The following is a 12,992-nucleotide window of genomic DNA, read 5'->3' as shown; positions in this document are numbered from 1 at the left end:
TAATGAGTTTATTTTCAAGATTATTCAAGTCAAAGAAATTCGATAAAGCCAAAAATTTCCAACAATTCCTGTTCGATAATGTTAATTCTGAATCCATTTCTCAAGCCGGGACAACGAACGAAAAAGGGCAAGTGCTTAAAGAGAGTTCTCATCCGGGGTGGTTGAGATGGCAAACTCCCGATCTGTTTAGTAATACGGAGAACAAAACGGGGGGAAAATACAAACCGGCGGAGAAGGATTTAACACAACTAAAAGCTGAATTCGAAGATACTTCACCAAAAGATTTATTCGACAGGGTTGATAATCACCTAACTAAAAAACAGGAATTGAGAGAATTTAGAGACTTCAACAAACGAGTACCAGGGAGTCGAAAAGAGCTTGCAGCGATTAAGAAATTAACAGCCAGAGAGTTACTCCACGAAGATAGCATAACTCAGTACGAATATATCAAGAAGGACATCCTAATTCCTCCGTTCAACGCCGAAGAACACCAAAAAAATGGGGACACAGCTGGTCTCGTTTACTTGAAAATGAAATTGCGTGACTCTATAGCATTACGACCAAAACACGAAGATAAAGCAAGAAAAATATTTGTTGAGTTACTTCCTGAGGTGATTAAATCCATTGATCATGCTAAAGGCTTTGGAGAGCTTTCACGAATTTTCTCAAAGTATTTTGTAAAGTCGATTCGCTTACATAATGGACAAATGCGAGATGATGTATTTTTTTCACAGGAAACTCTTACTCTGTTAGAATCCAAAGGTATAGATACACACGAAGAGATGTTAACAGCCTCCCAAGTGTTCGGAGATCGTTTTTTTCCGTTATTAAGGCAATCAACAATTGCTTCAAAACGACAATGGAAGTTTGCTCAACATCTTACAGCAGAAAACGACTGGAGTCTTTTGATTGATACCGGAACAATTAACGATGGAAACGAAACCGAGTTAAACAAAGATCGAGAGAAATCTTTACTTAAGCAATTCCCGAAACTTGACAGGGTGATAAGAAAAAATGGTAGGGAGGTCACAGATGAGGAAATCAACCCGGAGAATCTTCATAATGAGTTTGGTTATAACGCAGTTGTCTTTGGTAATTATATGGACAATGAGAGTGCCCGAGAGCATGTAAAGTTTTTCGTTGGAGCAATGAAGGACTTGGAAGATGTTCTTGGCATCAATCTTCCTGAATTAAATAGAAAAGGAAGGTTAAATATTGCATTTGGAGCTTTTGGAGGTGGAGGAACTCACTCAAATTACAAACCACTTAAAACCCTTATCAATGTTACAAAGTCTCGCGGGGATGGGAGTGTAGCTCATGAGTGGGGGAATTTCTTAAATCACTTTCTTGCTGGGGCTCGTACAGATGTAACAGATAAAACAGCTTTCGCAACTGAAAGCATAGCGAAGTTAGAAGCAATCAGAAAACCGTTAAAAGCCATTATCAATGAAATATCTAATCCAGAGAATAAATGGTATAAAAACTCGAGTGTACTCAAATCCGGATTATTCAAAAAAACGCATGAGATGTTTGCACGAGCATTTGAGAGTTTTGTTCAGGATGAATTGAAGAAAAAGGAGATGTATAATAACTACCTTGTAACTGACAACCGTTCAGAAGATACTACATCAATATACCCTCAAGGAAAGGAGCGCGATCAGATTAATAAACTATTCACCCAGTTATTCCAAACAATTGCAGAGGTTTATGATATTGGTAAAAGTTCCGATATAAATTCAAAGAGAGTCAACGAAGATGTTGGTTACGCAAATACGAACGAGAATCCAACACTTTTTTCAAAATCCTTATCGATTGGACAAAAGATTGGTTTTAGAATGACGGGATTGCTTCGCAAAGCAAAAAAGATACCAAAAAATCCCGACTCGTTTCACACCCCAGGTAAACCGGAAGATGATATTGAATTTTCAAAGGATCAATTGTTTGATGGCATGAAAAAAAATGGTAAACGGCTTGAACCTTCATACAAGAATCCACAAGTCCGGAGATTCCACAAGATTAAAGATGATCAAAACGAAAAACCTCTCGGTGAAGTTTCGCCTGATTTATTCCATAGACATCATGATGGCATTAATAAACCTAACAATCCGAACACCGTTGAATCAGAATACAATAAAAAGGATTCCGAGAAAATACATGAAATTGAGATTGAACTGAATAAGATACTACTTCCTTTCAAAAAATTGGCTGAGTCTGAACCTCTTGAATTAGAAGAGAATATTCTTGAATTGAATCCAGCAGAATTGAAAGCATTAGCTTATGAATCGGGTAAAAAATTACGGGGAAACTACCTTAATACTGATACTGGAGAAGTAATTACCGTTAACAGAACATCAATAAAAAAAGTTATCAACCATGAAATCGGTGATGAGAACCATCTCCTATTAGTAACCTCAATTCCTAAAATCATTGAGCGTAGTATTTTTATTGCGGAAGAACTGAATGAGAAGGACAGATTAAAGAGGCGAGCAAATTCATACAAGTATTTTATGTGTGGTATGAATATTAAGGGTGAGAGTTACACAATTAAATCAGTAATAACTGTGATGGATGACGGAGAACGCTATTACGATCATGGTTTAACCAAAATAGAGAAAGGTAAGCTTTTGAGTTACCTCGATAACGCAGTATCAAGCACGCTCGAGTTCAAAAACTTACCTTTTAATAAGATTAAAGATACACGAATTTTTAAGATAATGCAAGCGAAAAAGGAAGAAATCTTAAAATTATTTTTAGATTTAAATAAATCCATTATTGAAAGTAAAGTGATGAACAATCAAATATTACGACTAAAAAAATCAATTGGAATTGTCGAAAAGTTCTTTGATTATAGTCAGCAATCCGCAACCTACCTTGACAAATTTGTGGGTCAAGATGACTATAAACCCGAAGTAACAGGCGACGATCTTAAAATAGATATTCAATCGATCTTAATCAAAAGATTCCCTTTTCGGGAAGTGCCCGAAGCTGCACAAGGAAAAGAATTTGCTATTTCTAAAGACTTTGGGACTTTAAATATTTTGGTCTCAAGTAAGGGGGAAATCGTGATCAAATTTAAAGATTGTGTAGAGACATGGCCAGATATTAGTAAAAACGACTCAGGTATTTACATTCTAAAATTTTATCCGTGGTCAGAAATCGCGCAAGCCATTTCAGTAGAATTAGGTACCTCCAACAAAGAAATCACTATTGCAGATGATCTATTGCAAGAGATTGTTAATACCCGTGATTCAATAACAAAATATCATGAAACAATTGAATCAAATGAATTAACGAAACAAGCACTCGATTATCTATCTAAACGAGAGAATATATATTTTAGCATCGACCCGGAGTATAGATGGGTAAATTTTATTGACGATGATATTTCACCAAATCTTTGCAATTTCATTCAAAATAAGCTATCAGCAGAGATAGGGGTAATAATCTATGATAGAGGGAAAAATGCAATATTAAAAAAAGCGGATCCGGCGGATAATGAGTGGATTAGTTTCCTTGGTAAAGATATGTTTAATAAAAAGATGTTTTTCCCCAGTGGAAGAACTACTATTGGTTATTCTATTGAATTTCTATTTAGAGAAGTGGAGAATCGCAAGAATAAACAAAGCAACAGTTCATTCATTGAAATAGACAACAAAATTTACATTTAAGAACATTATGATACTTGAGAAACTATTCAAAGCTTTCAGAGACAATTTTCAAATGTTCCATTCGAGGAACACTCCAACCGCTTTACCTGAAACTGAAAAGAAAACAGGATATCAGGGGAAAAGAACCGGCGAGACAAAAGGACATTTAACCCTTGTTACTACTCCCTCCGGAGTCGATAGATGGATGAACTTAGAACCTGACCCCGAAATGAACGATTTGATAGATCGCCCAGAAGAGGTAAAGGAAAAATATCTGTCAGGGATGAATCAAACTCTCCAGCTTAAAAACAAAAAGCCACAAGAATTACAACCTTGGGAAACAACCCCACAGGCTTATGATATCCGAAAAATTAGGGAGTCAATTAGTTCAGGAAAAATCGACAGTAGAACACATGCTGATCAAGTTGAGAAAGCTCTTTTAGAAGGTCATCAAGTTGATCCAGAAATTTGGAAATCCTACGATAGCATCGAAGACAGAGAGCGAATAAGACGGCTAATCGTCTATACAAGTCCCGAGTTTCTATCATGGTTTGGGAATTGGCGGGATGATCCTTGGGGAACAGAATCAAGTAAAGTTTTAAAGAATGATGGTACTCCGGCTGAAACAGAACCACAAAAAGTTTACCACAGTACCGTTACAGGAGGATTTAGCAAATTTGCCCCTAATATGATGAGAAGGGGAGACTACGGTAAAGGTTTCTATTTCACAGAAAGTTATGACGCAGCCAGGGGACACATGTATAAATCATGGGAGGAAAATCGTGAAATAATCGAAAAACCGATTGGATTCTCATTTAATAAGAAATACATAGAGAACATTGATAAAACGCAATCCGAACAAGCTTTAGAAAACATATCTAAGAAGTTACTTAGAGCTGACTACGGTAAGGCTCTCGATTGTCTCGAGGACTCCATAAAGTGCGCAACAGATGAAAAATCCGGAGAAGTTGTCGCAAGTGATCTTTTTGATTACTACCGAAATACTATACCGCTTTATCAGCATGGTTCGGAAGTTGAACAACCAGATCCGGAGGAGAACGAAGTAATTAGAATGTTTGCAGAGGAACTAACAAAATTAGATGATAAGTTAAGCGTTCGTTATTCTCGAAAAGGTGTTTATGAAGCATATTTATGCATCAAAAACCCATTCGATATGAGCCAAAAAAATCTCCCCCCGAGCGTCATTAATCCAATTTTACAAAGGATAAATTTTAGTGGTAACATAGATTTGGGTCAATTGATTTTATCTTGTAGAAACAGCGAATCGATTATTTCAGAATTGAAGGAAAGTGGGATATCTGTAAATAAGAACAAGTTACAGAATCTTAATATGGAAGCACTCACAAGGATCAAGCAATTAATTAAAGATAATACCGATAACCCAATTTTTCGAAATAGTGGAAGCTTTGATATATCTTGGGCTGAAATGTACCATATACTTAGTAATGGTGGAAGAAACACGGATTTTATGGACGCATTCACTGAGTCAATCAAAGCTATGGGATTTGACGGAATCTCTTATAATGAGGGATGGAGTGCACAAAAGGAACCTCACAAGGTTTGGCTCGCTTTTAACCCTAACCAAATTAAAAGCACCTCAAATAATGGCAAATTCAGTACTAATAACGACAACATTTATAAAAGTTTGTAAAACTAAACCAGAGGGAATTATGGAAATCAGGAGTATTCAAAATGTCCATATTTCAATCAATATTCAAATCAATAAAGAAATTCAAAAATCAAATTGAGCAACTTGATTTATTCGCAGATTTCGATAAAGAGGTACAGAGAACCGGGACAGATGATGAAGTTATAGCCGGAAAAACTGTTACGAAAGACGGTAAGACCTACGCTTACGAGAGAAGTAAGAAGAACCCTCAAGTCCATAGACTGTTTAGACAAGATAAAGAACTACCAAAACTTGAGACTCCTGATTTATTTGCAGAGACAGAAGACTCAAACCCCGAGAAAGAAGCTACCAAACCAAGCCCAAAGTTCAAGTTCGTTCCAAACCATTCCGATCAAAATGAACAGGAAACAGATTTATTCGGCAATCCCACGATAAGCCAGGGTAAAATCTCTCTGCTTAACAAAAATGGAAAATTGCATTTAGTACTAAATAATCAGTCCAAAGAATTAGGGGAATCATTGATTTTAAGCAAAGAAAACTTGATCAATGAAACCAATCAATTTGATAAAAAGAGACTTGATACTGTCAACAGTTATATCGAAAAAGTGGAAAGTAAAATTAAACAGTTGAGTCAGACTGATTTAAGGAAGGAGGACATTCCCAAGATTGAAGAATCGGTTAAGGAAAACTTAAACGGACTGGAGTTATGGGGGAAATCGATTGAAGAGTACTATAAATTTTCTGATGCCGAGCCGAATATTAAGGAAATCGGGAATGAACTTCGGTCAAGATTTGAAACAACACTTAAGAGTGCCAAAGAGCTAACACAGGCGCAAGAAGAGCAGAAGAGGGCAAAGATACAAGCATCTTACCAATTCACATCCGAGGACAGGCTCAAGGCATTTCAGAAGCTATACGAAGAGGAAGGTATAAACCCCGAAAAACTCAATGATTTGGTAGATGGATATATTCAGTCGGGCAAAATGCCATTGACTGAAGAGATAGTCAGTGCCTTGAATGAGAAGCCAAGCATCCTAATTCGTAAAACAACTGCAGACCGGATTAAATCAAAGATCGCTGATTTTATTGATACATTCAATCTTAAAGGCGAACTGGTCGAAACTAAACCCGAGTTCATTAAAACTAATCCGACAGAACCGGAAATTATAACTGACGCAGGTGCGGAGGATAAACAGACGAATGAAGCCCCAACTCCTCCAAAGGATTTATATGGAAATCAATACAAGCTACTAAACTCAATCTCTCCGAAACCATTACATCAACTCGAAGAGGGTGATTATTTCAAGTTGAAGTCTGATGGCTTCATGGATTTCAATATAGAAGTTCTCTACAGAGCTCCAAATGGAGACCTGGCTGTAGCCCTATCCCACTACTATAAACAACATGGTGACATGATGGCGGATCCTGACATGATGGTATTAATAGATCAAAAGAATGGAACCGTTCAGGCTGCAACATTTCAGCAAGATGGAGCAATATTTAGACAAGGTGATGAATTTGGAGGAGGATACTATAAAGAAGTGTATCCCGGCTATCCGAATATGGATAAAGTTGATCTTACCCAAAAGAAGGAACAAAACCAATTCCTGACCCAGTGGTTGAAGAACATCAAGGAACAAGGTCACAAACTTCTCATCAACAAGGAAACGGAACAACCCGAACCAACAGAACTCTTCGAAGAACTTCCAAATAATAAAATTCGTGAAGGCGCTGATAAAGTCTTAATTTGGGGAGCGGAGGGGTTCACGGGCGGAGAAGCCAACAGACGGAAACATCGAGAAGAAATCAATAAACAAGTCTATGAGATTCTAAAAAAATCGGATGATGAAATCTCAGTAGCTGATAAAATTATCCTTGCTCAATATTCCGGGAAAGGCGGGACAGATGAAGTAAGTTTGAATGAATATTATTCAACTACAGGTCAAGCTAATTTTATGTGGCAGATGCTTGAAAAATTCGGTTTCAAGGGAGGAAGAATAGTGGAACCTTCATCCGGACCAGGTGTATTTCTACATACTGCTCCCGGAAATGCATTGATAACTGCGGTAGAGTTATCTCCGGTTTCTGCTCGAATTGCCAAACTATTACATGGTAAGACCCACGATATTATCAATAAAAGCTATGAGGAATATTACACTGATTCGAATGGTGAAAAAGTTGACGGGGTTATTGGAAACGCGCCATTTGGAGGCAGAGGAATTTCAGCCGGGTACGATCCTGAATTATCCGATTTAAAAAATGCAGAGCAATATTTCATTGAGAGAGGAATAGATCAGTTAAAGCCCGGTGGTGTAATGGCGATGATAGTTAATATCGGGATAATGGAGAACGGTAGTTTTGCATCCTGGCGTGCCGGAATAAATAAAAAAGCTGAATTTTTGGGAGCGATTAGAATGCCGATGGGGGCATTTTCTCATTCACATGCTCAAGTTACTACGGATATCGTGTTTTTTAGAAAACGACCTGAAGATGTCTCTAACCTTTTTATGAAATTAGGACATCAAGAAGGTAAAAAACTTTATGATAGCGGAGTAATGAATGCTGACTTTGTCTCGGGAAACTATTTTGAGAAGAATCCTGAATTAGCCCTTGGTGAAAAGAGTACCGGAAATTTCGGAAGAACCGCACAGAAAGGGCACCTGAATTACGAAGAACTTCATGCAGCTGGGGAGTTATTGAAAGGCGAAGCTCCTGATTATTCGGAATTGGTTGATTATGGAATAAATGTTAGTAACCTGGAAGAAAATTCACCTAAAGTTGGCGATGTTATTTCGCAAAATGGTAGAAGATACAGGTTTAACGAAAATCACAGATGGGAAAGGGCAGATGATCAAAGTTCTCAAACAGATTTATTTTTGAGTGATCGTGAAAAAGAAGCTATTGAAAAGTTGGGAATGAAACCAGATGAATTTCTTCGACTCAAAGAAAATCTTATCGAGGAAGGTATTGAGGTTTCACATGAAGTTAGAATGATTATTGGCGGTCAGGGAGCTCAAATAATCGATGATGAATTGAAAGAATTTTCAACAGTTCCTGTAACTCTTCGCGAAAAGCTTGAGTGTGCAATTGCAATCGGTATGACAATAAAACATTTTAAGATGAGGGGTAATCGTGAACGATCTCAATACGATGCCGCACTTTCAGAGAGGATCAAAGGTGCCTTGATTAATTTCGTGGAGAAATTTGGACTACCCGATGATCTAAGAAAGTATGCCGGTCGAGGAAAACAGAATGCGCTTATTCATTTCTTAGGAACTATAGACAAAACAGGAAAAGTAAGTAGTGATGTTCTTGATTCGTATGCTACGCCAACATCGAGTCGTAAAAGTTATAATTTTTCCAATGTCGAAGATATTGTTAAATACAATGAAGACAACCGTCAGAAAGGTTTATCACTTGTTGAGATACTTGACGCATACCAGGGTGAAAAATCTCGAATCGAAATTGCAAGAGAAATTGTTCAAAATGATAATATTGCGATTGATAGTGAACAACTTTTCAGACCTGTGTATGAAGTGCTAGCAGGTGAAGTGAATGATAAACTTGAAAAATGGGAGAGTTACTGCCAGACTATTGAAAACCAACTTAGACAAGAGGATATCTCCGATGAAGAAAGAGAAATTTTGCATGGTGTTAAAGAGAAATTACAACGCCAAATAATCGAATCAAAATCTCGTGCTGGTTATAAAGGCATTCCAGATCTTCCGATAAAAATGAAAGATGCCCGGGAGGAAATGTTTGATATCTCTCTATTAAACGAGTATCTTGAAGAATCCATACTGGGTTTATCTTCATCAATTGAAGTAGATAAATCAGGTAAATTCAATTTTATTGATCCTGAATTTGCTTTTGGCTATGACCTTTTCTACGCAAAATCATCTGAAGACCCATCAAAAAAGAAAAAGAAATCTAAAAATGATGGTTCGGATGTTTTCAGTCTCGAGGATGCCTTAGAGGAGGCAAGGGATCAGGCAGAAGAAAAAGAACAGATGAAGAGGGATAAAAGCGAACTTGATAAATTTTTGCGAAAGTACTATAAAGACCCAAATGATTCAAGTAAATTTCTCACTAATCCGTTGGAACTCGTTTTAATGAACTATTTAAACGGTGCACGAATTACTCTCACGGATCAATATGGTGATGAAACAAAGTCAAAACTAAAAGAATTGGAAGATGGTTTTCGTGATTTTCTTGACTTAAAAGAAGAGAGTCCAGAAATCGCAGCCAAGTACAATCGTAAGTTCAACAATTGGATGGATAAAACCTTTTCAGACTCTGTAATTGAAGACATTGATAAAATAGATTTTGACAAAGAATTAATCAGAGATGGAAAAGAACCATTAAAAATTCGTGATGCCATTGCCCCAAATCAGTGGGAATCAATTCGGAGAATGTTAGACCAAGGAAAAGGGATGCTTGCTCATGGTGTTGGAGTTGGCAAAACATTTCAAGCAATTGCCATTGCACTAAAGATGAAGCAGGAGGGTAACTCAAAACGACCTTTGATCGTCACGCCAAAGTCGGTTCTTCTGAATTGGGAGGATGAGATTAATAAATGGACTAAAGACACAAACATTTTAATTGTTGGCTACAAGAAAAATGCAAGAGGTGAATGGGCGGAAGAGAAACCCTCAGAGAAACTCATGAAACTGTATGATATCATAAATAACGGAGATCAATATGATATGATACTTATGACCAGGGATATATTCGATGGAATTAATTTCCGCAAGGAGACTAAAAAACAAGTGATCACTGAATTAGTTAGAAAATATGTCTCGATAGATCGGACTAAACTGACAAAAAAGGAAAAGAAGGATGTTGATAAGAAGATTCAGCAGCTGGAACAGATGTTTACTGAGGCTATGCAATCAGAGACTAACTCATATCAGGGAATCACATTTGAAGATTTAGGAATTGATTTGATCATCCGGGATGAGGCTCACGATAGTAAGTCTTTGTTGAAGCCGATGTTACAGGATGATGTTAAAGGGGTCTCTTCCGGGAAAATTAGCAACAGAGCAATGAATAATTACATCGCAACAAAACTTATTCGAAATTCAAATAATGATAAAAATGTGTTTTTACTAACTGCTACTCCGATTAGTAATTCTCCCGTTGAAATATTTAATATGATCCTTCCGTTTGCGGAGTCTGAATTAGAGAAAATTGGCATAAAGAATATGGATGATTTTATAGATCGGTTTGCCCGTACAGAGGAACTACCCACTGTTGATGCTGATGGTCGTGTTTTAAACATGAAAAAATTTGCCGGCTGGAGTTCAGGTGATGTTCTTCGAAAGATCTTCTTCAGATTTGTTGACTACAAAACGCATAAGGATGTGAGAGGTGTAACGGTCAAATTTCCTATGGAAACACCCAATCATGTATTTACCACACCGAATGAGGGTCAACAATTGCTTTTAGATCATTGCCGAAATAGACTTTGGGCTTGCAGAGTTTTGAGTCGCTCTAAAATGAAAACATTAATAGGACAAAAAGTAAAAATAACTGATAAGCTTGTTAAATCACTTGAAAAAAACTTCTTTGATGATCCAAATCCATTAGATGAGGCAATAAAAGCAGGTGCAATCGATAAAAAAGAAGAGCTGGAAATTAGAGCACATTTCAAAGAGTATGTTAGCACTTTCCTATCACTTAATCGGAACCCTGATCCTCAAGCAACACTGAATACAGATGGATTCTTTAAGATTCAAACAGATATGTTAAAAGCAACTGGGGATCTGGATTGGTATAGAACAGATCGCTCAGATTATGGCTTAAAGATTGACGAATCATTTATCCAGTCTCATCCTGATAATCAAAAGCTTCAAATTCTTACTGACACTGTACAAGCTGCACATCAATCGGGTGAAAAACAACTAATCTTCGCCGTGAACAAAAATCTGCATTACAAGATAAAAGAGATGCTTGTAAGCGCCGGGATACCAGCAGAGGAAATTGTAATAGTGAACGGAGATGAGGTAAAAGAATCTGACGAACGACTTAAAATTAGTAAGGAGTTCAACTCGGGTAAATACAAGGTAGTTATAGGCAATTACGCCACAATGGGTGAAGGTTTGAATTTTCAAAATGGAACTTCAAAAATTCACCATCTACAAACCACATGGAATCATTTACCAGTTCAACAAGGAAACGGCAGAGGCATCAGACAGGGTAATCCAAGAGATTCGGTTGATACATATTATTATCTCGCAAAAGGTTCTGTGGATTCTTTTATGAATCAAAAGATACTGGATAAACGAAATATGGTTGATTCTTTTGTTCGAGGAGAAGGAGACTGGGAAGATGATATTTACATGGATTCAGATCAAATGATAATCGAAACTGCTCGAAATCCTGAACAAGCCGCAAAACTGCTCGAACTTCAAAGAGCAACAAGAACGAGAGTTCAGGATGCGAAACTTAAAGAAAAACAACTTCATGCTCTGGCAAGATATTTCAGAAACAAAAAAGCCATGAGTCTTATCAAGGATTCAGAAAGTCAGGTATTCAAACATATTGCAAAAGATAATGGTACGATTGAAGAATTTCTATTATCAACTGGGAGTGAGTTAGCGGGTCATTTAGGATCATCAAAACCTCCTATAATTGATGTTTCTCACAATCTCGTTATTCCAATAAACAGTATGGTAGAAATTGGTAATGAACTTTATCAAATAATTGGTACCGACAAAAAAGGGGATGTTAAAATATTGATGGATAATCACATCAAGACATATTCATCTAAAGAAGTCGCCAAATCCATTAATGATGGAATTTGGAAAATTCCGAGTGATAGCACAAAGAAAATGACTGATAAGCTCCGATCATTCGATCGCTATCAGCAATTGATAGAGTATCTCTCTCTTTTTAGTGAGGGTGATCTCACGCCTGAACAGAAAATGATAGTTGAAGCTAAAGTTAAAAACATTCTATCTGACCCAAAACATCCGGATCACAAATGGACTAAATTTTTGTGCAGAACAAAAGAAATTAATTCTGATAATGTTATCACAACAGAATATACGCTATTTGATAAGTCTGAATTTGAATACAATAATAGGGCAAGAGAGAAGCAAGGTAACCAGAAATATGAAGTTGTCCTACCTTATGATACCGAGGTAAGGGATTATGTTTCTAATATGACTTATGATGAGTTTAAAAAGACACCTATCGCAGACAAGTTTAGAATTAATTATTCAGCAATCGATTATTACAAAACAGTATTTCTTGAGAAAAACCGCAAGACTGCAAAACTTGATCATACTCCTGTCTCAACAAAAAAGGATTTGATGGATTTATACATCAGTGGAAATCCCTTTTTTAAGGCAAAATCAAAAAACGATAAAGAGAGGATGAACAAAAAAATAAATGATATTCAAAGCGATATCAAAGATGGGTTTTATCAAAGATACGCCCAGTTACTGAAGGAAGGTTTATTACCTCAGATTGGATTTCAGTTAAAGGGTACAAGGGTTTTGAAGTATGGAGGATGGTACGGAGATGTATGGACGAAGGCAGATTCAGATTCTTTGAAAGACCCACATTTAATAGATGATGATGTACTTTCGAAATTGGAATTCATCGATTATCATCTCGGTAGTGATTTGACAGACCGATTGAAGAAACTGATTAATAAATGAATTTAATTATTGATCTCAATGAGTTAT

Annotated in this window: 3 protein-coding genes; all 3 read left to right on the top strand. The window is 36.8% G+C overall.

All coding sequences use genetic code 11. From position 1 onward, the window contains the following. Positions 1-2 precede the first annotated feature (2 nt). From LCH52_08340 to LCH52_08330, 3 genes are read left to right on the top strand one after another with little or no spacing between them, the layout of a single operon-like run. On the top strand, positions 3-3,668 hold the full coding sequence (locus tag LCH52_08340) for a hypothetical protein (GenBank protein ID MCA0388489.1): 3,666 nt from the start codon (positions 3-5) through the stop codon (positions 3,666-3,668). Between the two features lie 7 nt (positions 3,669-3,675). Then, complete coding sequence (locus tag LCH52_08335; protein MCA0388488.1) at positions 3,676-5,319, top strand: hypothetical protein; 1,644 nt, start codon at positions 3,676-3,678, stop codon at positions 5,317-5,319. Positions 5,320-5,360: 41 nt separating this feature from the next. Then, positions 5,361-12,965 carry a DEAD/DEAH box helicase family protein gene (locus LCH52_08330; protein ID MCA0388487.1) on the top strand — a complete coding sequence of 2,535 codons (7,605 nt, stop codon included), beginning with the start codon at positions 5,361-5,363 and terminating at the stop codon, positions 12,963-12,965. Positions 12,966-12,992 lie beyond the last annotated feature (27 nt).

The sequence above is a fragment of the Bacteroidota bacterium genome, assembly GCA_020161395.1.
Classification (GTDB): domain Bacteria; phylum Bacteroidota; class Ignavibacteria; order Ignavibacteriales; family Ignavibacteriaceae; genus UTCHB3.
This window is presented reverse-complemented; position numbering and strand designations above follow the sequence as displayed.

Excerpts from the sequence above, each read along its gene's own strand:
- LCH52_08335 (MCA0388488.1), top strand. The coding sequence starts at position 3,676 with ATGATACTTGAGAAACTATTCAAAGCTTTCAGAGACAATTTTCAAATG.
- LCH52_08340 (MCA0388489.1), top strand. The coding sequence starts at position 3 with ATGAGTTTATTTTCAAGATTATTCAAGTCAAAGAAATTCGATAAAGCC.
- LCH52_08330 (MCA0388487.1), top strand. The coding sequence starts at position 5,361 with ATGTCCATATTTCAATCAATATTCAAATCAATAAAGAAATTCAAAAAT.